We start from the raw sequence: 26,275 nt of genomic DNA, 5'->3' as shown, positions 1-26,275 counted from the left end.
CCTCACCAACTAGCTAATCCCACTTGGGCCAATCTAAAGGCGAGAGCCGAAGCCCCCTTTGGTCCGTAGACATTATGCGGTATTAGCAGTCGTTTCCAACTGTTGTCCCCCACCTCAAGGCATGTTCCCAAGCATTACTCACCCGTCCGCCGCTCGTCATCTTCTAGCAAGCTAGAAATGTTACCGCTCGACTTGCATGTGTTAGGCCTGCCGCCAGCGTTCAATCTGAGCCATGATCAAACTCTTCAATTAAAAAGTTTTATGTCTTTCGACAGCTCAATGAATTCTGAATTTATTTAATATCTTTCGATATTGAATTGACTGTGCAGAATAATTACCTAAGTAACTATTCTGTTGGTCACTCAGTTTAAATTGAGACTCTAAATTTGTTTGCCTCACTACCTAAGTAGCTTGGCTGTTAGAACTCAATCTGTACGAGTGCCCACACAGATGATTGCTTTATATTGTTAAAGAACGTTGCGACGTTGTCGCTAGGGATGCGTATAATACATCCTTTATCTTTCGAGTCAACACTTAATTTTAAACTTTCTTGCGATGATTTAAACTTAAGTTTTACTTAACTCTCTGAGTAGCTCATGCCTCGCTATGCGTTGGCGTTCCCCGTCTCAGTGGGGTCGCATTATAGGGAGATCCGAAAACAGATCAACCTTTTTTTTAGATCTTTTTACCGTTTGCTCAAGTTTCAAACAAACGAGGCTAAAATAGTACTGAAACGCCTTACTATCGGTTGTTTTTTACACTCTTATTAACTATTTGCTATAAATTTCATTGCTATGTTCAATTAAGACGTTAAGATAGCAAGTTCACAATGTTAAATTAATGTTTATTTCCTGTTTATTGGTAGATCAAAAATGAAATTACCCGATCAAAAATCTTTTATCTTCGCAGTTATTCTTGCTGTTGTTGGTTTTGTTATCGTTAAGTTTGCGCTTGCAAGCCTAGCATTAGACCCTGCACTTCTATTCGGTGCCGGTTTATTAATTGGTGGACTTGTTATTGCTGCAATGTCATCAGTAAGTACAGAAGAAGCCGAAGTAAAAACAAAAACACTTTATGTTGGCAATCTTCCTTATCGTGCAAATGAAGGTGTAGTTCGTACTTTATTTGAAGAGCAAGGCAAAGTATTTAACGTTCGTTTGTTAAAAGATAAGAATACTGGCAAGCGTCGCGGTTTTGGCTTTGTTGAAATGGCACAAGCAGATGCTGATAATGCAATTGCTAAGCTAAACGATAGTGAGTTCCAACAACGTACTTTGAAAGTACGTGAAGCAAAACAAAAACAAGAAGATGATTCTAACTCTTATCGTTCAGAGTCGGATCAAACAGTGTAACTTGCTTAACCGCTAGTTTATCACTACATACATCAGCCGTTGCATAATAGTGCAGCGGCTTTTTTATGCCTGCTTGATTATCACTTAATTTGAGTAAAGAACTAACTCGCTTAGCAATGGCCGCACCAGAGTCTAATAACTGTACTTGCGTATTAAAGTAATCACTGATTGGTTTAGCTAAAATAGGAAAGTGAGTACAGCCTAATACCAGTACATCGATATCTTTATTAATATTTAATCGGTCTAACTCAGTGTGCAACTTATCGATATCTAAGTGCTGGGTAAAAAAGAGAGTCTCTGCCAAAGTAACCAGTTCAACACTACTATATAAACTTGTGGTTATCGATGAGGCATGTTCTTTTATAAGTGCATCAGTATACGGGCTTGATACCGTTGCGGGAGTTGCCAATAAACCTATATGCTTTGATTGCGTTAATTGCGCTGCGGGTTTAATTGCAGGTACTACCCCAACAATAGGAATATCGGTAATTTGACGTACCGAACTTAACGCTGATGTTGAGGCGGTATTGCAGGCTATAACAATTAAGTCGACATTTAGTGACTCATCTTCAATAAATTGAATCAATCCACATAGGCGATGAATGATGGTTTGTTGCGACTGTGCGCCATATGGCAATAATGCATTATCCATAAAATAGCTGTATTGAGCATGAGGAATGCTTTGCTGAATATGCTCAAGCACGGTGGTTCCACCTATACCTGAATCAAATACCATGATGTGCGCTGACAAACTACCATTCCTACTCTTTACTAAGAACGGCAGTTTGCCATGTGGCTTTTGTAAAAGAAAGTAGTTTTACTCAGTGCCTAGCTTTGCAGTAGCGGCGTTTAATTTATCTAAGTTTTCAAACATGGTGTTAGTGTAATCAACCAGTTTATCTATTTCTTGTTGATCTTGATTTAGCCATTGAATGATACCTGATAGCTGACTTTCTAATCCTAGGGTTTGCGCTTTAGAGTAAGCCGATTTTAGATCATCATTAAAAGGGGCAACAGTTTCGGCAATGGCTTTTTCTGATGCTGGCTTAATTTGTTCATACTCTTTAATGGCAGCAACGGTTTTGCTTTGACGTAAGTCCATTGAGAATGCCACCAGCTGTTCATTCCCTAAACTGAGTTCTTGGGCTTGTTCAAATGCTTTATCTAAATCGCCACTGAAAAAGGTTTTACTGACATCTTGTAACTCTGCCATTAAATCATTTATGGCTTGCTGCTCGTCTTCATTAAGCTCACCGTTTACTGACATCAAGAAAGAGAGCTCACGGGATTCAGAAAATTGCGTACTAAATGATTGTGAATCATCTGTTTTTTGATAGCGACTAGATGATTGCGATTGGTAAGCATCTGCAAAGCTAATACTCACCTCATCACCTTCTGCTGTGGTAAATGTATAATCAGCACTATTGCTTAAACTTACATATTGCGCCTGGCTAACAGTAACGCTTGCAGGTTGTGGGTTAAATAAGTTCTGCTCAAATTTATCGAGGCCACTAAAAATACCCTCTTTTGATTTATCAATACCCTCTTCAAGGTCTTGATTGAATACCCCCATGCCTTTTAGTTCATCCACAGCCTCATCAACACCCGTCTGCACTCCTTTACGTGCCTGGCTAAGTATATCTTGTAGTTTCTCATCATTAGCACCATTGGCTTTGGCTTTATTTACCGAGCTTGTTACAAAGTCTAAAACATTTTTAACGACTTCATTAAAATCAAACAGTGGTTTGTCCTTTTTGGTTTCAGCGACCGGCAAACCTAGTTCTTTTGCCATTTTGTCACCTAATACGGCAGCAGCCAGTTCTTTTCCTCGTTGCTGATAACTAGTTAGTGGCGAGTCTATTTTAGGCTGTGGCATTGCTTGATTAGTATTGTATTTATTAGCATTACTGTTTGGAACAAAACTAAAGTTACCTATTTTCATGAGAAGACTCCTATTTAGACTTACTCTTATATCGGCCAAGTAAGCCTATACTGTAGTAAAATGCTCAAAAAAAGCTCACTATATTTGATCAAAACTAGACAAATACGCTTCGCTCCCTACAATAGCGCCGATAAACAGATCTCAACGATAAGGTTATACCGTTAATGGCAGTTATAAATATAGATACCACGCAGTACGATGCACAATTAAATGAAAAAGAGCAGCGTATTACAGAGCAATTTCAACGTTTCGGTGTAAAACAGTTAGAAGTATTTAGCTCTGAGCCCATTAACTACCGCCAACGTGCAGAATTTAGAGTATGGCACGATGGTGACGATCTGTTTCATATTATGTTTGATCAACAAACAAAAGATAAAATACGTGTTGATACCTTTGACCCTGCAGCTCCTTTAGTAGGTGAAATTATGCAGGTGATGATTGATAATTTAAAAGGCTGCGAAGTACTACGTCGTAAATTATTTCAAATAGATTATTTATCAACCCTCAGTGGTGAAATTTTAGTGAGCTTGCTATATCACAAGCCACTTGATGAACACTGGTTAACTGAGATCAATGCCTTAAAGGAAAAGCTAAGTAGCCAGTACAAAATTGACTTTATTGGCCGTGCACGTAAGCAAAAAGAAAAATTGGGCGATGACTTTGTTACTGAGCGCTTAATGGTGAATGGCCAAGAGCTAATCTATCAACAGGTAGAAAATAGCTTTACTCAGCCTAATGCGAAGGTGAATATTAAAATGTTAGAGTGGGCACAAGAGTTATGTAAACCACTAAACAATGATTTACTAGAGCTGTATTGTGGTAATGGAAACTTTTCTATTGCACTTGCTGGTTCATTTAATAAAGTGCTGGCGACGGAAATATCAAAATCGTCGGTGCATTCAGCGCAATATAATATTGCTCAAAACCAAGTAACTAACTTAGATATTATTCGCATGTCGAGCGAAGAGTTTACTCAGGCAATGAAAGGCGAGCGTACTTTCTCTCGCTTAGATGGCATTGACTTGAGTAGTTACAACTGCCAAACCATCTTAGTCGACCCGCCTAGAGCAGGCATGGACACGCTTACGTGTGACTTAGTGGCTAATTATGAAAATATTATTTATATCTCATGTAACCCAGACACATTAGAGCGTGACCTTGAACACTTAACGCAAACCCATGAGGTTAAGCGCTTTGCAATATTTGATCAGTTCCCTTACACACACCATATTGAATCTGGTGTATTTTTACAGAAAAAATAAAATCTAATACTATAATACCAGCGCCTTGATAAGTGCTGGTATTTGCTCTTCACTAAATACTTTAACTTGATTCTTTACCAATAACTTAGCGGTCAGCCCCATGCCTTTTACTTTCACCCCACTATGGCTTCCATCATAAATTGTATTACGGCCACACGAAGGACTAGACTCTTTTAGTAAAGCAAAGCGAATATTATGCTTATTACAAAGGGCTAATGCTTTATTAGCGCCAGCTTCAAATGCACTTGTTACATCCTCAGCAGTATTTGTAATAACTCGATTTTGCTTTATCTCAGCGGGCGCTCTAGGCACGAGTAAACCACCAGCAATCTCAGGACAAAATACAATTAATCTATTTTGCTTTTGCCACAAATTAAGTTGAGGGTGCAATATTGTTTGTCCTTTACCATCATAACGAACTGGCAAACCTAACAAACAACTTGAGATTAAAATTTTTTCCATAATGAATTTTCTTCTCCAAATAAAAAAGCTCCTTTCGGAGCTTTTTTATTTCACTAAACTACTTATTTATTTGCTAAGTAGTTAATAAGTGCGCTTACATCTTCTGGCGATGAAATGCCTGACTCGCCACCTAAGTTAAGCTTGTATTTACCATTAACGATAAACGTAGGAACGCCACGAAGTGCTCCTTTGCCTTTAAAGTAATCTTGGTCGCGTTTCATTTTAGAGCTAAGTGTACGTACCGAGAAGCTTTCAAATAATTTATCAAACTTGTCGCCATCTACGCCTTGCGCTAAAAATACATCTTTTACATCTGCCAACTCATTAAATCGTGCACGCTTTGCATGGATATGATCAAACATCGCTGAAATAATTTTATCTTTTTGAGGTAGTACTTCAGCTGTAGCTAATGCTTGGCTGATCATGGTTTGATGTTCTGGGTCACGTACACCCACAAAATCTACATGGCTTTTCTTAAACTTTACGTTTTTATCTAGCTTAGGTTTGATCTCGGCCAGCAGTGGTTCCATGTTATTACATGCAGGACAGTAAAAAGAGAAAAACTCTTTTACTTCTGGTTTTCTGGTTGCACGATCAGAGACGACATCGTAATGCACGCCCTCTTCGTAAGTGGCAGCAAAACTGGTTGCAGCTAAAGGGAGTAATACAGCAAGTAACCCTGCTTTAACTAATTTGATCATTATTGTGGTGCTCCAAAAATTATAGTTTTAGTAAAAAGCTAATTAACTCATCAAGTTCTTGTTGGCTCTTGATTGTATTAATATTGATTTTGTATTTGTCATTTACGATAAATGTAGGCACGCCAGTTAATGCACCAAGTTCAGAATATTTATTCTGTTTATCTTGCATGGCACGTTCAGCTGCTATGATAGGCAAACTGGCGATGTCGTTATCAAATGTCGTGTTATCAATTGCATTAAGCTCTAATAACTTTTTAACGTCTTTAATTTCAGTTAATGGCGCACGTTGTATATGAATGCTTTTAAAAATTTGCGCTGTTACCGCTTCAGCTTGACCGTGTTTCTTTGCGATTAAGTAAGCAAAGCTTAAATTACTTTGGGCTTGTGGTGAAACGCCTCCCAAAAAGTTGACATGATTTTTTACAAATTCAGCCCCTTCAGGTAAGTTTTCTGCAATCCCTTTGGCTACCGGCTCAAATTTAAAACAATGTGGGCAATAGAAAGAGAAAAACTCGGTTACATTCGGGGTTTTACTTTTTTCAACATCAATTACAGTGTATTGATTACCCGCTTCAAAGTTAGCAGCTAATGCTGCAAAAGGTAAACATAGGATCAGTAAACTTAGTTTTAATTTTTTAAGCATGAATATCTCGTTATACTTCTTTTTAAATAAAAATATTATGGCAATAATTTTAACGGGGCTTCTTGCAAAGCTGCAAACTGCTCTTTAAGCGCTAAAATTTGTTGCTCCCAGTATTTGTCATCTGCAAACCATGAAAAGTTCCGTACAAAAGCAGGATCACTCCAACGTTTTGCAACCCACCCCATGTAATGAATCATACGCATAGCCCGAAGCGGTTCGATCAGCTTAAGTTGTGAGTGATCAAAATCGCAAAACTCTTCATATGCATTCACTAAAGTGTCTAACTGTAACAGCTGTGTTTGTCGATCGCCACTGAGCATCATCCATAAATCTTGAATTGCAGGACCTTGACGGCTATCGTCTAAATCAACAAACATTAATGCATCTCCTGCCCATAGGATATTACCAGCATGGCAGTCACCATGTAAGCGAATGCCTTCTACATTTTTATATTGCTGTTGAGTTTGAGCAATGACTAAATCTAAAATAGTGTAAAAGGAAGTCTCTAATCCCATAGGGACTAACTTACTTTTTTGTAAATGAACTTTAGCTGTATCTAAATATTCATCACAGGTAACGGTCGGTCTTTGGGTAAAGGGTTTCGTTTTGGCTACTTGATGCATACGACCGATTAAACGCCCGAGCACATCGAGTTGATCTAAATTGTCCACCTCAAATAAACGCCCGCCTACACTTGGGAACAAAGTAAACAAATACCCTTGATGTTCAAACAAGCTTTGCCCATTGTGTTTTATTGGCGCCACCACCGGTACTTCAGCGGCGGCTAGTTCAAAAGCAAAGTCATGCTCTTCTTGAATTTGCGCTTTGCTCCAGCGCTCAGGGCGATAAAACTTAACGACGTAACGCTTTGCACCCTCGGCTACAAATTGATATACCCGATTCTCGTAGCTATTTAGCGCTAACAACCCTGACTCAGCATAAATATCCACGCTTTCTATGGCATCCAAAATAAGATCTGGAGTTAAGTCAATAAAGCTAAATTTACTCATATACTTCTTATATAAAAGAAAAGCGGGAATATCCCGCTTTTTTGTTAATAACAGTGCTCGTTTGCCTTTAATAAAGCGACTTATCGTGCCTTAAAAAAGTTGCTTGGCTGCGATATTTTATTATCGGGCTCGTTTATTGGCGACAACACAAAGTTAAACTCGGTCATTGGCGCTTTTAAATCATAAGGATCCATTACCAGTGATAGCGGTACATTATGCGATTCACCAGCGTTTACTGTAAAGGTAGTATCACCTAAGTATTTATAATTATCTAACCCTGTTACATCAATAGAGAATGTTTGCTCGTATTGTGCTTTGTTAATTACTTTTAAGGTGTAGGTGTTTTCAACTAAACCATTAAAATCGACACGATACAACTGATTACGGTCGCGAATAATATCAAAGTCCATGGTTTTACGCATGGCGATATTAGCAACCAGCGCACCGGTAAGTAAGATTAAAATAACACTGTAACCAATCAGCTTTGGACGCAGCGGATGGGTTTTATTCTCCGGTGTTTCTAAATTACGCTCGGTGGTGTAAGAGATAAGGCCTCGAGGGTAATTCATTTTATCCATTACGCCGTCACAGGCATCAATACAAGCGCCACAGTTTATGCACTCATATTGCAAACCATTACGAATATCAATCCCGGTTGGGCAAACCTGCACACACAAGTTACAGTCAATACAGTCACCTAAACCTAACTCTTTAGGGTCTTGTTTACGAGAACGTGGCCCTCGGTTTTCACCACGAGTTTCATCATAGCTTACAGTAAAGGTGTCTTTATCAAACATTGCTGACTGAAAACGTGAATACGGGCATATATGTAAACACATAATTTCTCGCATCCACCCAGCGTTACCATAAGTACAAATAGTAAATACAATGATACTAACTAAGGCATAACCGCCTACATTAAAGGTAACAAATTCAGGCAGTAGTTCGCGAATAGGCGTGAAGTAACCAACAAACGTTAACGCAGTATATAAAGAAAATAATACCCAACTAGTGTGCTTAGCTGTTTTACGCCAGAACTTGTCAAAATCCATCGGCCGTTGATCTAACTTTTTACGTTGGTTAGCGCTGCCCTCAAACTTTTCTTCAAACCAAATAAAAATGAAGGTCCATACTGTTTGCGGACATGTATAGCCACACCACACTCGACCATAAAAAGTGGTAACCAGAAATAAGGCAAACGCTGCTAGCATAAATATAAATGCAAGAATGGTGAAATCTTGTGGCCACAGGGTTAAGCCAAAAATATTAAATTTTTGCTCCATTAGCTCAAATAAAACAGCTTGTTGACCGTTAAAGTTGATCCATGGCAATAACATAAACGCCAGCATGCCTAAAAAGCCAATACGTTGTCTTAGTAATTGATGGAGTCCTGAAACAGCACGCACATAAATACGGTTGCGTGGGTTAAATCTATCTTCTTGACGGCTCAGATCGGGTTTTTGGATCTTAACCTCTGTTGGTATGTTTTTTACTTTAATTTGCTTATCCATTGAAGTTCCTCAACGCCGCTAGGAAATAAAAATTCAGCAATCTTTTTGTACTTTTCGCCTAAGTGTAGCAACTTACATGCTAAACATAATACGCTTTAGGTCGCACTTGTATACTTTCAGATATTTCAGAAATATCTAATTACTCCTCTTATTATACGCATATTGGCTAAAATTACTGACTAGATTGCTAATAATTTATTCAACTTGTGACTTGCTTTTAAGGTGTATTTTATTACACTTGCCGGCTACTAACGTGTTGTTTGGATCAAGGTTTGTGTATTTATGAAGAAATTTTTTATACTAGTGGTTGTGATCCTAGCATTTTTTACCATTGATCACCCCTTGGTAAAAGAGCCTCGTGAGCGCTTACTCGGTGATGGTATAGGCTTGTTAAGCAGCACAACTAAAGTCGATCGTTTTCCTGTCGCAACCATGACAAGAAACAAAATTAATAAACAGTTAGCACTTTCAAGATCCGAAGAAGACTATATTGATAAAACCTTTACCAATGATGAGTCAGTAAAGTTGTTTGAACTACGCTATTGTCGTCAAGGCGATCTAAACCTTTACTTTTATTCAGAACGTTTAACAACGGTATGTCGCATTATCAAAGAGTCATTAGCGCAAGCGAGAGTGAAATAATGGATTTTTCTGGATTAAATAAAAAAGCAAGTAACTCATTTCACAAGCACCGCACTATGCTTAAGCAGTTGGCACAAGGTAAAACACTTAAATGTGAGCATTGCCAGGGTGTATTAACGTTAAATTTAGCCACCAGCGAACCTGGTAAGGGAGTAATACAGTGCAAACAAGGTTGCACTGATATTGAATTAGAGATTGGCGCTTAAGGCTTTACCTACTTATTCATCCCACCCTTCATCGGTATACAAACCACTATTAAGCGCGACAATTTCTATAAGTTCAGCAAAACCTAACGCAAAGTCGCCCATTAATTCATACTGCTGCGCACACAAATGTAATTCATCGATATTATTTTGCTGTGCAATCTTTGCAATCGTTGGTTTATCTAATGCAAAAAAGCTAAGAGTCGCCTGTGCACTTTCAAGCGCTTGCTTGTATTGAATATCTAGTTGCTCACTCTGGAGTAACTTATGAGTATACGTTTGGCTTGCAGTTAAAAAACCTGCAGACCACTGCTGACAAAACTCACGGTCAAACTCAGCGGGTAACTTATAACCAAGTTCAAATACTTGTTCACTTACTTGATGATGTAATGCCATAAACAAAAACAACATGTCTTCATCAAGGTCATTGGCGGTATTAGGTAGAATTTGCTCTAACCATTGATGTACTTCTAATGGCTCAGGTGAACAAATAGTGCCAAATAAATAACCTTGGCTTTGAATAAGGCTCATAGCGCCGGGCTGGGTAGTTAAAAACTCGCTGAGCAGTTTGGCGTGCTGCTCAGTAAACTGAGGTATTTGCATTAAAACTCTTTTTTATAAAATATTAAAATTTAAGTGGATACCGACCTTGGTTATCTGGTCTACCTAAAAACTTCACCGCGTCATGAACTTCTTTCGGTAAAGTGAGATCAGGTTTAACATATCCCGCTACTTTAAAATCAAAATTGGCTTTTAGTGTAGCATCAGCCTCTAACCCTAATCTATTATTTGGCTCAATAAGTATGGCTACATCGCCCGACTTACAACTTAACTTACCGCTTAAATCGCCTATATTAAACCAGCCAGTTAGCCCTTGCACATCAATATCAGGGCTGGCTATTTCACCTTGTAATGATTGGCAATAAGGAGCGCCTGAAACGTATTCATCGAGCTCTAAAATAACGCGTCCTTTAGCAGTAACCGGTAACGGTAAATCAATGCGCTGCATAGCGCGCTCAACCGTTGAACGCACTACAGTATCAGTTATTCTAAGTTCATCATTTGTGAGAGAATAACTAATATCTGCATACCCAGAAATGTCATCACGTTCGCGAGGATTACCAAAACGTAAGTTAGTATTTACTTGAGCTTTAAAGATTGACCAGCCTGATATATCCCAACGTACATTGTTCAACTGTTCACCTTGAAAGCGAAGCTGCATTATTTGACCTTGCCATAGCGTACCAAAAGTTTGCCCTACCTCTAACTGCGCAGGTAAGTAAGGTTTAGCAAAATTTAAAGCCACTGCAGCGGGCAATTTAATAACGCTAAAAACAAGAAAGCTAATTACAAAAACGATGGATAAAATTATTATTTTTTTCATTAACTACTTCTCTAATACTAAACGGCTAACGCGTACATAACCGGATTTATCATCTTGGCTTAAATCTAAATTTTCTACGCTTAAACCATGCTGATTAACCAGCTCGTCAATCCATTGGATTAATTGATTAAACTCCACTGAGTCGAGTGTTAAACGAAGTGAATTATCATTTGGCTGCATTTTACTAATATTAATGCTGTAACGACCGCGCGTATTATTCACTATTTGGCTGAGGTTTTGATTGCTCACCGCTTGCGCTTTACCTGCTGCTTTAAGTTTAACGATACTGTCGTCTACCCATGCTAGCAATTCTTGTTGTTTTATTTGTGATTGTTGCGCATTTTCTATTGCCGTATTTAAGGGTCTAAATATACCCATTACCAAAACAAAAATAATAAATACACCACCCGCAACCATTATTAACTGCTGCTCTTGTTCTTTTAATGAACCCCAATATTTCATGAACTGCTGTTTCATTGTGCACCTCGCAGTCTAATTTCGCCGACGATATAATCACCATCATTATTTAACGACCCCTGCTCAACAGTCACACCTTGCTGCTCAAGAATGGCTTTAACCTTACCAAAGGTTTGAAAGTCTTTTGCACGAGCACGAATACGTAATTCATTACGGCGCTTATCAAAACGTAAGGTTTGCGGTGTAAATTCGCTCACTTGTGAAAATACACTCACCAGCTTGCTGGTTAAATCTAAAAAGCCAGCATCGCTCGTACCTTGCACTTTATCCAGTGCTCCCTGTATTTGATTTTTAATTAAGTGAGGGCGCACCCGCGTGCCTGGAAAGGCTTTTTGAAATCGCTCTACTACTTGTGATTTAGCTACCTCAAGCTGCGAATTAAGCTGATGTAATTCAACCGCTTTAATAGCCACACTCGATAGCAAAGCAATAACACTAATTATGGTGGCACTTTTCCAGTAACCCCACCATAAAGCCGTTTTCTTTTTAATCGTGTAAGGCCCTTGACGCAAATTAAATTTAAGCTGATCTAACTGCTTAGCAAATAATGCTAACGGCAGCTCATAATCACTGGTTTGCGGATGCAAGGTAAGCGTTTCAGGAAATTGCTCTGCAGGGCTGTAATGTTTTATATCAGGGTTACCTAAAGCCGTTAGATATTCCTTTAACCAGCTGCTTTCAACCGCACCGATATGCCAGTCACCTTTTTTAAATAGCCATTGCTTGTTGAGCTCAATTGCCGCTACACAAGGCTCTTCTGCACTGGGCAATAACAAGCCATCCGGCACTATTTTATGAGCAGTGAGCTGGTGTTGCTCAAACACCTCTAACCAGTGCTCAAACCAATCGCGATTCATTAGCGCAACCCTAATTGCATGCTGCGCTTCAACCATTGTCGGCTCCCCTAGCGCTATATAGATATCGTCTATATCACAGGCAATATCCTCTTCGAGCATATAAGGCAGTGCTTGCTCTAGCTTACGGTTCCATTTAGTTGGCAGTATCACCGTTTTTAATTGCACTTGGTCACATGGTAAAAGTACCACGAGCTCTCGGGTTGATGCTTTTTCAGTTAGTTCACTTAACTGGCTGGCATTTTGTAACTCGCCACTGGCTATTATTTCTTGTTCTTGTGGTGAGTATATTAACCAGTTAAGCAAGTCTTGTTCGGTTTGACCCGTGCGGATCAACAGTATCTCTGTCACTGTACGCCTCCAAATTTTCGCGCCAGTATCGTTACCTCGCCATTGCTGGCATACAGTAATGTGGTCATCGAAAAACGCAAATCAACAAATTTTGCCTGCGTTTGTAATTTAAAATATTCACTTTTTAAACTAAAAAGCTTTTCTACTGCTTTGATATTTTTGCCGCCTTGTTGTTTAACAGACTCAAAAAACTCTTCAATATTATCAAAGCCATTTTCAGGTCGCGCTGCAATTACCGCTTGAGCACCCGAAACACTCAGTTCGTCTATTAGGCCACTGAGCAATAAAGCTTGCTCTTCAGTGACTGTATTAACATTAATTGAAAGTAACGTACTACCTGGGATCACACAGACAAAAGGCAGCACTTTTTCCATAACCAAAGGATTAAACCCTTTAATTAAACGCAGTTCAGACACCGATGCAAATAAGCTATTAGCCGTCATATATGGAAACTGACGAGATAAATACTCCCCCTCTTCGGCACCAGAGCGATAGGTTATACTGTTCTCATCAAGCCAATCAAACACACTGTCGGCCATCCCTTCTTCTGATTCATCACTGGGTAAATCATCTATATTTTCTAAAATAGCAAACAACGCTTTATGTGCTGGGTTAGTTTTATTACCGCTATTTGGGTCTGGCTCAACCCCAAGCGCGTTTAAATTTAAACACGCTTGTAAATCAGTCAACTGGCCGCTTAAAGTGCCGTTCTCAACAGGGTACTTTACATCGCCTTGCTTTGCCCAGGGCTGCGCTAATGTGGTTTTTTCAGGATCGTCTTTTTTACTTTGAATTAAACCTTTAATTGCTAGCTCTTCAGCACCATAGGCATACCATTTCGCTTGTTGCTGACTTTGTAAATTGGTACTTCTTTGTACTTGCACCATTAAATTAGCACTCATTTCAACGGCTAAAATAGCTGCAAGCGCTACAATAAATAACACAATAACCAAAGCCGCGCCGCGCGAAGATTGTTGGTTCATCAAGGCGTACCCCGGCCATTAGGTTGCGACGGGTTAGTCCCCTCAGTTACTGGTTTAGGTAGCTCTTTACCGAGTCCTGGCACTAAAAACACACGCCTGATAGGCTCCGCATCCATTTGCTTTATAGTTACCGCAACGGCTTTAGGTAATGCCTTAATTTGCCAGTCTTCTTGCCACTTACCGCTACCATCTAAAAACTCAAATTTAAGCTCTTCGACTGCGGCTAAAATAACTTGGCTACGAGGCTCCATATTATCGAGTTGATCGACATAAATGCGATATACGCGTTCTAACTTGTCATCAATGACGCGATAACCAACAGCTTGTAACTCTGAGCGAGGGAGTAAGTTAATGGGATTCATCCAACCATCACGTACAAAGGCAATACCATCAAGCTGGCTTTCTAAAATGTAGCGTCCAGCAAGTAAGTATCCCTCTTGAAAATCTCCAGCTTCATTACGCACTTGGCGTTTAGTCATTTGGCTAAAGTCTTGATCCATTAGCCTGAAGGCTGTTTGTAACCCATTTAGTTCAGCAATTTTTTCATCTGATGCTTGTTTAGCTCGCGTTGTGGTATCAAGTATTTGGTGGGTGGCCATAATCACAAACGCCAACACACCTAGTGCCACCATCACTTCTAATAATGTAAAACCGCGCTGCTTCACTTAAAGCTTACCTTTATTTAAGTAAGTGCTTAACTCATAAATTGAATTTTCGTACTTATCATCCGTAAACACATTAATAGTGACTTTTACAAAGCTCTTGTCGGCAGTGGGCACAACATCTTGGCGCCAAAACCATTCAATACCCGCCATCATCTCACTGCCGCGGGTACCATTTTTACCTTGCCATTTTTCGCCTTTCGTTCGTTGTTCTACCAATACATTCTCAGCGACCCATGAGCCATACGTTTGTTCTTCAATACTTGATAAGTGATGAATATGCTCACCGGTTGCTTGCATTGCCGCAATACCCGCCATGGCACAAATACTCAGTGCAACTAAGACTTCTAATAATGTAAACCCGTGGTATTTTTTCATTATTGGGGCTCTCGACGAAAATCGACTGGGGCTGCAAATTTACCTTCAATAAAGTACACCGGCTCTGGCTGATCTTTTAATTCAAGCATGAGCTGAAACGCACTTACATCGGCAGAGGATAAAATAAGCACTTGCGGTACTTTTAACTTTTTAAGCTCTAATAAACTGTCTTCATTGTTACCACTCATTAGCTCACGCCAATTTGACTGCTCTAGTAAGTTATCTTGTGCCCAAGGTAGGTCTTCAAGATTAAGTGTTAATTTAAATTGGGGTTCGATCTCAATTGGCTTAAATAAAGCTTCACGATCAAAGCTAATCCATTTTTCGCCATCAAACACTAAAAATTCAAGCGTATTTTGCTCAACTAAAAGGCCTAATTCTATTTGATTAAGCACCGCAAATTCCGATGCGGCATTAATGGTGGTATGCAGCCTATTTGCTTGCTTGTCTAACGCTTCTTCAGCGCCGCCATCTAAGCTGTATACCACCATTTTGGTGGCAAAGGCGATGATCACCAATACCACTAAAATTTCTATTAAACTAAAACCATAATGCTTTGCACTCAGGTGCTTAGGGCTTACCTGCATGGCAAGCCCCAATGTATTATGTTTAAGTGCATGGTAAAGTTATTGGTCATTACTGCTTATCTTCATCCCAATTACCAATGTCATCTTCGGTGGCTGGTTCGCCATCTGGACCCATCGAAAAGATATCAAATTTACCTATTTCTCCAGGGCTGATTAATTGATAATTATTACCCCATGGATCTTCCGGTAACTTGCTAATAAAGCCACCATCAGGAAAACGCTTTGGAATGGGCTCAATACTGGTTTTAGTAACTAATGCCTCTAAACCTTGCTCTGTACTTGGGTAGCTTTTATTTTTAAGCTTGTACAAACTCATAGCATCTTCTAACTGCTGAATATCTAAATGCGCTTTATCAATAGCCGCTTCTTCTTGCTGGCCCATAATATTAGGTGCCACAATCGACATGATCATCCCGATGATAACCAGTACCACCATGACTTCTAATAAAGAAAAACCTGATTGTTTATTCACGTTATTACCTCGTTATTCTAAAAACACTAAGCAAAAATGATTTGTTTAAATCATTAATATAAAAAATACTTAAAGACCTACGGCCTTGTTCATTGCCATAATTGGCTGCAAAATTGCCATTACTATGAAAAGCACAATCACTGCCATAGAGGCAATCATTGCCGGTTCCAATAATTTTAATGACACATTAACCATACTTTCAAACTCGCGATCTTGATTGTTAGCAGCACGCTCTAACATTTGCTCAAGTTCACCGGACTTTTCACCACTGGCTATCATATGTAGCATCATTGGTGGAAACAACTTAGTTTGCTGTAGTGAAGCACGAAGACTCGCCCCTTCACTGACTCTTTCTGCGGCATCTGCCACTGCTTGCTTTATTTTTTCGTTAACCAACACCCCACCTGAAATACGCATTCCTTCAAGTAGCGGCACTGAGCTTGACGATAAAATACTTAATGTACGGGCAAAGCGCGCCGTGTTAATACCTCTAGCAACCTTACCTATGCCTGGCATATGTAATACTTTTGCATCCCACCAAAACCGTACTTTAGGTTTTTTAAGTGCGTATTTAATTCCAATAGCAATCGCCGTGATCGCTAATAAACTAACAAACCAATAATTTTGTACAAAATGACTACCCGCCATGACCCATTCGGTTGTCCAAGGTAATACTTGTTTGGTTTTTTCAAACGTTTTTAGTATTTTAGGCACCACAGTACCTAATAATACTGAAACAATACCAATAGCGAACACGACCAAAATAATGGGATACACCATCGCTTGCGTAATTTGGCTACGCATGTGTTGGCGTTGCTCGGTGTAATCAGCCAATCTGTTAAGTACTTGATCTAAGTGACCTGACTTTTCACCTGCGGCCACCATTGCACGGTATAAATCGTCAAATACATGCGGAAATTCACTCATCCCATCAGCAAGCGTATACCCTTCCACCACTTTAGAGCGCACAGACATTAACATACGTTTTAGCCGTGGTTTTTCACACTGCTCAGCAACCGCCATCACGGCACCCTCAACGGGTAAGGCTGACTGAATTAGGGTCGCAAGTTGACGTGTAATCAAAGCAAGATCTGACGTTGATATTGTCGGCTTAAATAAAGAGCCTAATAATGGCGCTTTTTGACCTCGAACTTGTTTATCATCTTGAGCAGCTGGCACCACCTCGAGGGGGGTTAGCTTTTGATCGCGTAAAAGTTGGCGAACTTGCTTTGCTGTATCCGCTTCTAAAATTCCTTTTTTTTCTTTTCCCCGGCCATCTAATGCACGGTATTCAAACGCCGCCATTGTTAGCCTTCCTCACGGGTTACGCGTAATACTTCTTCAAGCGTTGTTTTACCCGCAAGTACGCGGCTGCAGCCATCTTGACGAATACTTGGGCTGCGTTTACGAATATATTTCTCTACGCTTTGCTCACCTTTACCGCTGTGGATCATTTCACGAATAGTTTCATCAACGACTAATAATTCGTGAATACCTGTACGACCACGATAACCGTTAAAGTTACACTCTTCACACCCTACCGCGCGGTAAATCGTCGGAGCATTATCAAACGGTACGCCGAGTAATTCACATTCACGCTCATCTGCAATATGCCCTTCTTTACAGCTATTGCATAAGGTACGTACTAAGCGCTGTGACAATACGCCGAGTAATGATGACGATAATAAGAATGGCTCAACACCCATATCTTCCATACGGGTAATTGCACCTGAGGCGGTATTGGTATGCAATGTAGACATAACTAAGTGACCAGTCAGCGATGCTTGTACACCAATTTGAGCGGTTTCTAAGTCACGTATTTCACCAACCATAACCACATCAGGATCTTGACGTAAAATAGCGCGTAGGCCACGGGCAAAAGTCATATCAACCTTGGTATTAACCTGTGTTTGGCCAATACCTGGGATTTCATACTCAATGGGATCTTCAACCGTTAAAATATTGCGATCCCGCGAGTTAATTTGGCTCATACCGGCATATAAAGTAGTACTTTTACCAGAGCCTGTAGGGCCTGTAACTAAGATTATACCGTGAGGCTTACTAATTAAATCAGCAAATAGCTCTCGGTTTTTCGCGGTCATGCCTAAATCTTCAAGGTTTAAACGCGCATTGTTTTTATCAAGCAAACGCAATACGACTCGCTCACCAAAGCTCGATGGCATAGTCGATACACGCACATCTACTGCACGCCCTGCAATACGTAAACTAATACGGCCATCTTGCGGTATACGTTTTTCTGCAATATCGAGTTTGGCCATTACTTTAATACGCGATACCAGCAAAGAGGCTAATTTACGATTAGGTTTTAAAACTTCTTTGAGTACGCCATCCACTCGAAAACGAATAACCAGTTCTTGTTCAAACGTTTCAATGTGGATATCAGATGCGCCTTCCTTAATGGCCTCACTCAACATGGCATTAATGAGTTTGATAATAGGCGCGTCGTCATCACCAGCAAGTAAATCTTCAGTTTGAGGAAGCTCATCAGCCAGCGAGAATAAATCAACCTCGTTACCAATGTCTTCCATCATTTGCTGAGTTTCTGAGCTGTCACGTTGATACGATGCTTCTAGTAATAACTCAAATTTATCATCTTCTAGTTGCTCAAGTGTGAAGCCATGTCCTGCAATGCGGCGCACTTCTAGCAATACATCAATATCCAACTCGCCACGGTAGTAAACAACTCGGTTATCCTTATGTTTACTAAGTAACGCACCCACCCGCCTTGCATATGAAAACGGCAAACGCTTTGCAGGCAGCTCAATTAAATCCTCTTGTTCAAGCATTTCATCGTTGTTATGTGCAGCTGGATGAACAACGTCTTGATTAATATCTTCTATCGCATTAGTCATTGTTACGCTCTTGTGCATTTTGTTTGCGTAAATGCTCTTCGTACGTAGGTGGTAACACTAATTCGTCATTCCACTCAGGTAAAATAGGCGTATCAGACATTGGCATTAAGTTAATGCCATCTTCACGCTTTTTAAATTGCTCACCGCGAATAAAGTTATATTTACTAAAGCTGAGCTTATTCATACTAATGCCATCGCGAATAATGGTCGGTCTAATAAACACGATTAGATTACGTTTTCGCTTTGTTGTATTAGTTGACTTAAACAAGTGGCCTAAAATAGGAATGTCGCCTAATAGTGGCACTTTTGAAACGCTCTCTTGTACATCTTCATCAATCAAGCCACCCAATACCACCATACCGCCATCATCGGCCATTACAGTAGTTTTAATTGCGCGCTTGTTCACCGAAATATCGACTGCTGTTGCGCCACTAACACTTGAAACTTCTTGCTCTATGGTCAACTGCACCGCTGAACCATCATTAATTTGAGGGGTTACTTTAAGTTTAATACCCACCTCTTGACGCTCAACCGTTTGAAATGGATTTTCGTTGTTACTACCTGTTTGCGAACCAGTAATGATTGGCACTTCTTGACCAACTAAAATAGATGCTTCTTCGTTATCCATTGTAGTAATAGATGGAGTCGCTAGAATATTCGAATTAGTGTCGGTTGAAACAGCTTGAACAATTGCGCCCCAGTCATTTTTAATTACCCCCATGGCTAAGCCATTAATACCACCGAGTAATGATGCTAGTGGGCCGTAGTCACCTTCAGTTGTTTCATCATATTTGGTGACAGTACCTGATTCAGTACCAATGATATTTTTAGTTACCGTTTTATCACGGGCTTGTTCTGCCGCTACGGCTAACGAACCAACAGGTACTGTTGTACCATTATTAAATTGTAGCATCCCACCTTGCTCTGAAATCCATTGCAGGCCAAAGTTAACGCCATCACCTTCCATGACTTCAATAATAATGGCTTCTACTAATACTTGTGCGCGGCGAATATCTAAACGCTCAATAACCGATTCAAGTGAACGCATCGTATCTGGCTGAGCGGTAATGACGAGTGAGTTAGAATCAGGATGTGCTTCAATACTCGTGTCGTTTCTATTACTACTACGCGCATTGTTGGTTGCTCCGCCTTTTGAATCCTCTGCCAGCGATTTACTCACACCTTGAAGTACTTTGACTAAATCTTCTGCCTTTGCGTAGTTTAGGTAAAATACTTTGGTATTACCTTGGCTTTCAAGTTCGCCGTCGAGACGTTTAATAAGATCAATGGCGCGGGTACGAGCTTGACCTTCACCACTCACAATCACGCTATTAGTTCGGCCATCAGCCACAACTTTAGGAATTAAAAACTCAGGAACGCTGCCCTTGCCACTGTCTTTATAAATATTATCAACTACCGATACCACATCATCAGCTGTTGCATATTTAAGTTTTACAATATCAACGCGCTTATCACCCGCTTGGTCAACAGAGCGAATAATTTCTACCAAACGATTAACAGAGGCTGCGTGTCCTGTTAGCATCATCACGTTAGCGGCATTAAAGTTAGCAACATGACCGCCATCTTTTTGGTCACTAAACTGGCGAACCAAAGGGCCTAACTCTTGTACGCTGACATTTTTAACTCGTACAACCCGAGTGATCATCATATCGCCAGCTGCATCGCTGTCCGTTGTAATTAACGGTACATTGGATTTTTTAGCATCTGAACTTTTTTCTATTTTTATAATGTTGTTATCCATTTCAACAGCTGAATAGCCGTAAACTTCTAATACATTTAAAAAGAATTGATAATAAAGTGCCTCATCCATTAACTCATAACTGCGCACATTAACTTTGCCACGCACGTTAGGATCAATAATGATGGTTTTATTAAGGTTTTTGCCCACAATATTAATAAACTCATTAATATCTGTGCCCTTAAAGTTAGCAGCATATTCAACAGCAGCAACCGACATAGAAAGACTTGCCGCTAAAAAAAGTGCCGCATACTTAGCTAACCCTTTTTTAATTTTTTTGAGGTGTAGCACCTGAACCATTATGTTAAAACTCCAAAGCTAAGTTATTGCAGACTAAAAAGCACATCGATTTGCTCACCATCACGCTCTATGGTGATAGTTGCATCGGTACTATTTCGCAGCTCATTCATTGCTGCCATAGCCTGTTTTAAATCAGTTAATTGATAGCCGTTAATTGCCACGGCCAAATCGTTATTTTGTAATCCCATTTGTTTAAATAATTCAGGCTCTTTACCTGGACTCAAACGGTAACCTATAAGTTCCCCATCATTCATAGCTTGGGCAACACGTATGTAATCAAATAATTTACCAGGCTCTTCTAAAAGCTCTTCGCGGGTTTCTATTAATGCTTCTTTTACTTCAAGGTTGGCAGTCGCATCTATCTGCTCTTCACTTTGCGATGAAGGTGCTAACGGCCCCATCTCAGGCTCATCTCGCGCGGCTAGTACCGGCATAGACACCGTTTTGGTAAAGTCGAGCCCATCAAGCATTAAGGTTTCAAAGCGGCCGCTTACATCTAAAATGACACGGTCTGGGAGTATTTGCGATACCTTTGCACGTGTACCTTGAATAACATCTTCAACTAAGTAACTCGCCTGGCGACCTTGCGATTCAATAATGGCCATCCCCGCTTTATCATCATTACTCACAGCAACAATACCGGTTAAATTTATACTTAAGCGCGTTTCAGGGGCATTATTAATAACTTTGGCTTGGGGGGCAGTATTGGTGTTTTTTGTTACATTTACTTTACCAAATAAAAATTGCCCAATAATCGAATCGACAGACTGGTTATTGCCGCCCGTGACTTGACTAGAGTAGCTACTGGGAGCAAGAGGAGTTGTTACTGGGTGCGGCCATAAAAGCCAAACGAGCTTTGATGACAAAAATGCAATATAAACAATAACTAAAACCATAACTAACACGCTTAATTTAGCGTGTGGCAAACGGTTTAATAGCAGTTTAAATTGTTGAACGTGCTGTTCCATAAGTAGTGTTCTTATTTTAATTTATAGCGAAATCACCCAGCCATAGTACCTTTTCATTTTTCATTCAACAAGCACGCTAATATTAAACTTTGTAAACAGATTAATTTATCTTCCTCATTAGTTACAGAATCAAGCTATAACTTCATGGCATACCTATTTCATGGTAATTTAGCTAATAACCGAATTTACTAGAGATGTTCCATGACAAAGAAAGCTAAACTCAACGACAACTCAGAAAACTCGAGCGAACTTAAAGTCAGGTTAGATAAATGGTTATGGGCTGCTCGATTTTATAAGACGCGAGCAATAGCACGCGAAATGGTACAAGGCGGCAAAGTACATTATAATGGTCAACGTAGTAAGGCCAGCAAAATTGTAGAAATTGGCGCAGTTATAAAGCTAGCCCAAGGCGTTGATGAAAAAACTGTCACAGTATTAAATATACTTGAAAAGCGCCAAAGCGCCCCCATTGCACAGACCTTGTATCAAGAATCTGATGCAAGTATTGCTAAGCGTGAAGAAAATACTATCGCACGCAAAAATAACAGCTTCTTTGCACCTCATCCGGTTAAAAAGCCTGATAAAAAGCAAAGACGCGAACTTTTAAAAATGAAATCAAGTTAGGTATAGCCGCTCATGCAACAAGATTTACTTCATCGCTATTTATTCGACAATCTCGATGTTCGTGGCGAACTCGTACAAATAGACAACGCTTACAATGAAATGATTGCTAAACACAATTACCCAGAGCCCGTTAAAGCATTACTAGGTGAGCTGCTTGTTGCAACCTGTTTATTAACAGCAACATTAAAGTTTGAAGGCGAAATTGCCGTTCAACTACAAGGTGATGGGCCGGTAAAATATGCCGTTATTAACGGTGACGACCAACAAAATATGCGTGGCATAGCACGACTTCAAAGTGAAGTGACAGGGTCAACAGTTAGAGAGCTTATAGGCCAAGGTTACATGGTTATCACTATTACTCCGACGCAAGGGGAGCGTTACCAAGGTATAGTGCCTTTAGAGCATGATACCTTAAGTGAATGTATAGAAAGCTATTTTGAGCAATCTGAACAATTAAAAACGCGCCTTTGGTTTGCAACCGACACCACAGAGGGAAGCGCCAAAGCATGTGGGCTATTTTTACAAGTGCTACCTGTTGATAAACAAAAGTCGATTGAAGATTTTGCTCACTTAGAAGCACTCAGCAATACCATTAAAGATGAAGAGCTATTAGAGCTCGATGCCAATACTATTTTAACGCGTCTTTATCATGAAGATAATCCGCGAGTATTTGATCCTCAACCAATTCAATTTAAATGTGGCTGTAACCGCGAAAAAACGATGACGGCTTTAGTTAATGTTGGCCAACAAGCGCTTTTGGACGATGTTGAAAAAAATGGTGAGATTAAAATTAGCTGCCATTACTGTTTAAAAGATTATGTGTTTAACGAGCAAGATATAAAAAGTATATTTAACTAATCTACTTTTATAAAACACAGCACAAAATAGCCATAATTTTTTATGGCTTTTTTGTGCCTAAAAAATGACACCGGTATCACAAGCTGAGCATTTTTCATGACACCGGTATCATTGAAATTATTCATGTTTTTTCCTTAATTTATATGTTTTTACGGCGTTTATAAGCTCGAATATCCTTAATCCATCTGTTACTATAATTGCAGCTTAAAGGTTACTAAGACCCAGAGCTATCCCGTTCAATCTCACACAATTTAGGTATAAACATGACTTCAAGCGCTACCCGTTTTGTCGATCTAACTGCAGCTGAACTTGTCGAACACGCTATCAGCCGTGGCGAAGGGACTTTAGCCGCCAATGGTGCTTTTGTAGCTAACACTGGTCGTCGTACCGGTCGTTCTCCAAAAGATCGTTTTATTGTTCAAGAATCAAGTACTGAAAATGAAATCCAATGGGGTAATGTAAATCGCCCATTCGATGCAGATAAGTTTGACGCGTTATGGGCACGTGTAGAAGCACATGTGCAAAGCAATGACCACTTTATCTCTCACCTTGAAGTTGGCGCTGATCCAGAGCACTATCTTCCAGTGGTTGTAACAACAGAAACTGCTTGGCACCATATCTTCGCTAAAAACATGTTCATCCAACCAGAATCATACAACAAAGCAGACTTCCCTCAGTGGCAAGTAATGAATGTACCTTCGTTTGTATGTGATCCAGAACGCGATGGTACCAATAGCGATGGCACAGTTATTATTAACTTTGCACAACGTAAGGTGTTACTTGCTGGCATGCGCTACGCGGGTGAAATGAAAAAATCGATGTTCTCTGTGCAAAACTTCCTACTACCAGCGAAAGGTGTATTACCAATGCACTGTTCTGCTAACGTAGGCGAAGCAGGCGATACTGCGTTATTCTTTGGTTTATCTGGTACAGGTAAAACAACGTTATCAGCCGATCCAACTCGCTTCTTAATCGGTGATGACGAGCACGGCTGGGCACCAGGTAGTGTATTTAATATCGAAGGTGGTTGTTACGCTAAATGTATCGACCTTTCTCAGAAAAACGAACCTGTTATCTGGGACGCTATTCGATTCGGTACAATTTTAGAAAATGTCGTACTTGATGAAAATCGCGTTCCTGATTTTAATGATACCAGCCTAACTCAAAATAGCCGTGCAGCTTATCCACTGGAGCATGTTGAAAAACGCAAAGTTGAAAACCGTGCAGGCGAGCCTAAAGCGGTTGTATTCTTAACATGTGATGTAAGTGGTGTCCTTCCTCCAGTATCTGTACTAACCGAAGAAGCTGCAGCATTCCACTTCTTAAGTGGTTACACTGCAAAAGTAGGCTCTACAGAAATTGGCTCTACCAGTGATATCGAATCTACATTTTCAACCTGTTTTGGCGCACCTTTCTTCCCACGTCCTGCAGGTGTCTACGCAGAACTTCTAATGAAGCGTGTACGCGAGTTCGGCGCTAAAGTTTACCTAGTTAATACAGGCTGGACAGGGGGTCCGTACGGTATTGGTAAGCGTTTCGATATTCCAACAACACGTGCTGTTGTTGACGCAATCGTATCTGGAAAATTAGCTGGTGTTGAAACTCAACACATTGACGTGCTAAATCTAGACGTACCAGTTGCAGTACCAGGCGTTGATAGCAAGCTGCTTAACCCAATTAACACATGGGAAGACAAAGCAAAGTATGCTGAATATGCAGCTAAACTAGCCGCTGATTTCACAGAAAACTTCGCAAAATACGACGTATCTGAAGAAATTAAAAATGCAGGCCCTAAGGTTTAATAATTACCTTTAACCTCATAATTGAAACGCCAACCTTGAGTTGGCGTTTTTGATCCTACTTGGTTTATTCCACAAATATCATTTCTTTAATATATTCTGCAAAATCATCTAATAGCTAAAATAAAGACCATAGTCACTTTTCAGCCCAACTTAAATGAGTTTTTCTATATGCATACAGCGATCTTATAAGGCCTTAAAAAAGCTGTAGCTGATTCGTTTAAACATTATATATTTAGGCTAGCAATATATGCGTACATTAGACTTGATAGCGATGTGAAGTACACGCTTCCCCTTCTATATTCAAGGTCACACACGACTATGACTTCACCAACAAAGTAGATTAGTATTGTACACAGTCCTAAGTAATCACGTTGGGCTTAATCGCTGAACTCCCTTAGCATTTTACTCACCACAGGCCTTTAGTGTGTCATTCCTGCGTACGTAAAAAGCCCGACGATTGCTGATCGGGCTTTCTAAATTTGGAGCCATGGTGTGCTACTTCGTAGCAACAACACAATAGAATATCGTGGTGTCAGCTCTGATCAACTCTCTTCCTTTAACCTATTACCTTTTACCTTGACCTGCATTTTCACTTTCCTACAGACGTAAAAAAGCCCGACGATTGCTAGACGGGCTTTCTCAATTTGGAGCCTGGTAATGTCGTAGTGCCCACAGCGGTAGAGTATGTATTAGGCTCTAAGGTGCTCGTCGCATTCTTTTACCCATAGCTTTCGAGATACTCAACCCACGCTACAAAGTACAGGTTGACACTGTGCAACTGATAGCTGATAGCTGACGGCTGACGGCTGATAGCTAATATTTTTACTTTCCTGCAGACGTAAAAAAGCCCGACTATTTCTAGTCGGGCTTTCTTTAATTTGGAGCCTGGTAATGTCCTACTTTCACATAGCAAATGCTACACTATCATCGGCGCTGTTTCGTTTCACTACTGAGTTCGGCATGGGGTCAGGTGGGTCCAAAACGCTATTGTCACCAAGCAAATTTGGTGTAAGTTCGATTTAATCGAGCTTACTAAAATTTGGAATTCTGATAATAAAAGTCTTCAAGTATCTACTTTAGTCTATTAACTTCTTGCTTAAACTGTCGCATAAAACGCGTTTGGCGTTGTATGGTTAAGCCTCACGGGTAATTAGTACAAGTTAGCTTAATGGCTCACACCACTTCCACATCTTGCCTATCAACGTTGTAGTCTTC

28 protein-coding genes and 3 rRNA genes are annotated in these 26,275 nt (G+C 40.0%); 7 read left to right on the top strand and 24 right to left on the bottom strand.

Going from position 1 to position 26,275, the window contains the following annotated elements; genetic code table 11:
• Positions 1 to 252, bottom strand: a 16S ribosomal RNA gene (locus ND6B_RS0119275); the annotation flags it as partial.
• A gap of 620 nt (positions 253 to 872) precedes the next feature.
• Here ND6B_RS0119275 and ND6B_RS08220 point away from each other — a divergent pair.
• On the top strand, positions 873 to 1,352 hold the full coding sequence (locus ND6B_RS08220) for an RNA recognition motif domain-containing protein (protein ID WP_013464268.1): 480 nt from the start codon (positions 873 to 875) through the stop codon (positions 1,350 to 1,352).
• On the opposite strand, the gene murI is transcribed toward ND6B_RS08220, so the two are convergent.
• A complete protein-coding gene (gene murI, locus ND6B_RS08225; protein WP_013464267.1) occupies positions 1,315 to 2,103 on the bottom strand; it encodes a glutamate racemase in 789 nt (262 codons plus the stop codon). The two genes, ND6B_RS08220 and murI, sit on opposite strands and share 38 nt — an antisense overlap.
• 66 nt (positions 2,104 to 2,169) lie before the next feature.
• On the bottom strand, positions 2,170 to 3,294 hold the full coding sequence (locus ND6B_RS08230) for a DUF5610 domain-containing protein (RefSeq protein WP_033103639.1): 1,125 nt from the start codon (positions 3,292 to 3,294) through the stop codon (positions 2,170 to 2,172).
• Positions 3,295 to 3,458: 164 nt separating this feature from the next.
• Between ND6B_RS08230 and trmA the strand changes: the two genes are divergently transcribed.
• Positions 3,459 to 4,556 (top strand): tRNA (uridine(54)-C5)-methyltransferase TrmA, encoded by a 1,098-nt coding sequence (trmA, locus tag ND6B_RS08235; RefSeq protein WP_013464265.1) that lies wholly within the window; start codon positions 3,459 to 3,461, stop codon positions 4,554 to 4,556.
• Between the two features lie 9 nt (positions 4,557 to 4,565).
• Here the strand turns inward: trmA and ND6B_RS08240 are convergent, their stop codons facing one another.
• The 5 genes from ND6B_RS08240 to ccoG form a co-directional block, all read right to left on the bottom strand.
• Entirely contained in the window at positions 4,566 to 5,018 is a 453-nt protein-coding gene (locus ND6B_RS08240; RefSeq protein ID WP_008113397.1) for a DUF523 domain-containing protein, read from the bottom strand.
• A gap of 62 nt (positions 5,019 to 5,080) precedes the next feature.
• A complete protein-coding gene (locus ND6B_RS08245; protein ID WP_008113400.1) occupies positions 5,081 to 5,719 on the bottom strand; it encodes a thiol:disulfide interchange protein DsbA/DsbL in 639 nt (212 codons plus the stop codon).
• A gap of 19 nt (positions 5,720 to 5,738) precedes the next feature.
• Complete coding sequence (locus ND6B_RS08250; RefSeq protein WP_013464264.1) at positions 5,739 to 6,362, bottom strand: thiol:disulfide interchange protein DsbA/DsbL; 624 nt, start codon at positions 6,360 to 6,362, stop codon at positions 5,739 to 5,741.
• Between the two features lie 35 nt (positions 6,363 to 6,397).
• Complete coding sequence (locus ND6B_RS08255) at positions 6,398 to 7,372, bottom strand: serine/threonine protein kinase (protein ID WP_013464263.1); 975 nt, start codon at positions 7,370 to 7,372, stop codon at positions 6,398 to 6,400.
• Positions 7,373 to 7,452: 80 nt separating this feature from the next.
• Entirely contained in the window at positions 7,453 to 8,883 is a 1,431-nt protein-coding gene (gene ccoG, locus ND6B_RS08260) for a cytochrome c oxidase accessory protein CcoG (RefSeq protein ID WP_013464262.1), read from the bottom strand.
• Positions 8,884 to 9,165: 282 nt separating this feature from the next.
• Between ccoG and ND6B_RS08265 the strand changes: the two genes are divergently transcribed.
• Together ND6B_RS08265 and ND6B_RS08270 are read left to right on the top strand one after the other, a co-directional pair.
• On the top strand, positions 9,166 to 9,525 hold the full coding sequence (locus ND6B_RS08265) for a hypothetical protein (RefSeq protein ID WP_013464261.1): 360 nt from the start codon (positions 9,166 to 9,168) through the stop codon (positions 9,523 to 9,525).
• Positions 9,525 to 9,731 carry a hypothetical protein gene (locus ND6B_RS08270; protein ID WP_013464260.1) on the top strand — a complete coding sequence of 69 codons (207 nt, stop codon included), beginning with the start codon at positions 9,525 to 9,527 and terminating at the stop codon, positions 9,729 to 9,731. Before ND6B_RS08265 ends, ND6B_RS08270 begins: the two co-directional genes overlap by 1 nt.
• Positions 9,732 to 9,743: 12 nt before the next feature.
• Here the strand turns inward: ND6B_RS08270 and ND6B_RS08275 are convergent, their stop codons facing one another.
• From ND6B_RS08275 to gspC, 13 genes are all read right to left on the bottom strand, one after another.
• Positions 9,744 to 10,331, bottom strand: coding sequence for a UPF0149 family protein (locus tag ND6B_RS08275; RefSeq protein ID WP_013464259.1), 588 nt, complete (start codon positions 10,329 to 10,331; stop codon positions 9,744 to 9,746).
• A 22-nt stretch (positions 10,332 to 10,353) separates the two neighbouring features.
• Positions 10,354 to 11,112 (bottom strand): type II secretion system protein N, encoded by a 759-nt coding sequence (locus tag ND6B_RS08280; RefSeq protein WP_013464258.1) that lies wholly within the window; start codon positions 11,110 to 11,112, stop codon positions 10,354 to 10,356.
• Between the two features lie 3 nt (positions 11,113 to 11,115).
• Positions 11,116 to 11,589, bottom strand: a complete 474-nt coding sequence (gene gspM, locus ND6B_RS08285) for a type II secretion system protein GspM (protein ID WP_013464257.1) — start codon at positions 11,587 to 11,589, stop codon at positions 11,116 to 11,118.
• On the bottom strand, positions 11,586 to 12,794 hold the full coding sequence (gene gspL / locus ND6B_RS08290) for a type II secretion system protein GspL (protein ID WP_013464256.1): 1,209 nt from the start codon (positions 12,792 to 12,794) through the stop codon (positions 11,586 to 11,588). Before gspL ends, gspM begins: the two co-directional genes overlap by 4 nt.
• On the bottom strand, positions 12,791 to 13,777 hold the full coding sequence (gene gspK, locus ND6B_RS08295) for a type II secretion system minor pseudopilin GspK (protein WP_013464255.1): 987 nt from the start codon (positions 13,775 to 13,777) through the stop codon (positions 12,791 to 12,793). The genes gspL and gspK overlap by 4 nt, the downstream gene beginning before the upstream one ends.
• Positions 13,777 to 14,442 (bottom strand): type II secretion system minor pseudopilin GspJ, encoded by a 666-nt coding sequence (gene gspJ, locus ND6B_RS08300; protein WP_013464254.1) that lies wholly within the window; start codon positions 14,440 to 14,442, stop codon positions 13,777 to 13,779. Before gspJ ends, gspK begins: the two co-directional genes overlap by 1 nt.
• On the bottom strand, positions 14,443 to 14,817 hold the full coding sequence (gene gspI, locus ND6B_RS08305; RefSeq protein WP_013464253.1) for a type II secretion system minor pseudopilin GspI: 375 nt from the start codon (positions 14,815 to 14,817) through the stop codon (positions 14,443 to 14,445).
• Positions 14,817 to 15,404, bottom strand: coding sequence for a prepilin-type N-terminal cleavage/methylation domain-containing protein (locus ND6B_RS08310; protein ID WP_013464252.1), 588 nt, complete (start codon positions 15,402 to 15,404; stop codon positions 14,817 to 14,819). The genes gspI and ND6B_RS08310 overlap by 1 nt, the downstream gene beginning before the upstream one ends.
• 49 nt (positions 15,405 to 15,453) lie before the next feature.
• A complete protein-coding gene (gene gspG / locus ND6B_RS08315) occupies positions 15,454 to 15,876 on the bottom strand; it encodes a type II secretion system major pseudopilin GspG (protein ID WP_016900325.1) in 423 nt (140 codons plus the stop codon).
• Positions 15,877 to 15,945: 69 nt separating this feature from the next.
• Positions 15,946 to 17,181: a type II secretion system inner membrane protein GspF gene (gspF, locus tag ND6B_RS08320; RefSeq protein WP_016900324.1), complete on the bottom strand. Its 1,236-nt coding sequence runs from the start codon at positions 17,179 to 17,181 to the stop codon at positions 15,946 to 15,948.
• A 2-nt stretch (positions 17,182 to 17,183) separates the two neighbouring features.
• Positions 17,184 to 18,749 (bottom strand): type II secretion system ATPase GspE, encoded by a 1,566-nt coding sequence (gspE, locus tag ND6B_RS08325; protein ID WP_024601513.1) that lies wholly within the window; start codon positions 18,747 to 18,749, stop codon positions 17,184 to 17,186.
• Positions 18,742 to 20,808, bottom strand: a complete 2,067-nt coding sequence (gene gspD, locus ND6B_RS08330; protein WP_013464248.1) for a type II secretion system secretin GspD — start codon at positions 20,806 to 20,808, stop codon at positions 18,742 to 18,744. The genes gspE and gspD overlap by 8 nt, the downstream gene beginning before the upstream one ends.
• A 23-nt stretch (positions 20,809 to 20,831) precedes the next feature.
• On the bottom strand, positions 20,832 to 21,776 hold the full coding sequence (gene gspC / locus ND6B_RS08335) for a type II secretion system protein GspC (protein WP_013464247.1): 945 nt from the start codon (positions 21,774 to 21,776) through the stop codon (positions 20,832 to 20,834).
• Between the two features lie 201 nt (positions 21,777 to 21,977).
• Between gspC and hslR the strand changes: the two genes are divergently transcribed.
• On the top strand, positions 21,978 to 22,400 hold the full coding sequence (gene hslR, locus ND6B_RS08340; RefSeq protein ID WP_013464246.1) for a ribosome-associated heat shock protein Hsp15: 423 nt from the start codon (positions 21,978 to 21,980) through the stop codon (positions 22,398 to 22,400).
• Positions 22,401 to 22,412: 12 nt separating this feature from the next.
• A complete protein-coding gene (gene hslO, locus ND6B_RS08345; protein ID WP_013464245.1) occupies positions 22,413 to 23,258 on the top strand; it encodes an Hsp33 family molecular chaperone HslO in 846 nt (281 codons plus the stop codon).
• Here hslO and ND6B_RS20500 read toward each other — a convergent pair.
• Positions 23,255 to 23,383, bottom strand: coding sequence for a hypothetical protein (locus tag ND6B_RS20500; protein WP_013464244.1), 129 nt, complete (start codon positions 23,381 to 23,383; stop codon positions 23,255 to 23,257). The two genes, hslO and ND6B_RS20500, sit on opposite strands and share 4 nt — an antisense overlap.
• Positions 23,384 to 23,521: 138 nt before the next feature.
• On the opposite strand from ND6B_RS20500, the gene ND6B_RS08350 reads away from it, so the two are divergent.
• On the top strand, positions 23,522 to 25,060 hold the full coding sequence (locus ND6B_RS08350; protein WP_013464243.1) for a phosphoenolpyruvate carboxykinase: 1,539 nt from the start codon (positions 23,522 to 23,524) through the stop codon (positions 25,058 to 25,060).
• 883 nt (positions 25,061 to 25,943) lie between these two features.
• Here the strand turns inward: ND6B_RS08350 and rrf are convergent.
• Together rrf and ND6B_RS0119270 are read right to left on the bottom strand one after the other, a co-directional pair.
• A 5S ribosomal RNA gene (rrf, locus tag ND6B_RS08355) occupies positions 25,944 to 26,058 on the bottom strand.
• Positions 26,059 to 26,189: 131 nt separating this feature from the next.
• Positions 26,190 to 26,275, bottom strand: a 23S ribosomal RNA gene (locus tag ND6B_RS0119270); the annotation flags it as partial.

The sequence above is a fragment of the Pseudoalteromonas sp. ND6B genome (assembly GCF_000764215.1).
In the GTDB taxonomy this organism is placed as follows: Bacteria; Pseudomonadota; Gammaproteobacteria; order Enterobacterales; family Alteromonadaceae; genus Pseudoalteromonas; species Pseudoalteromonas tetraodonis.
This window is presented reverse-complemented; position numbering and strand designations above follow the sequence as displayed.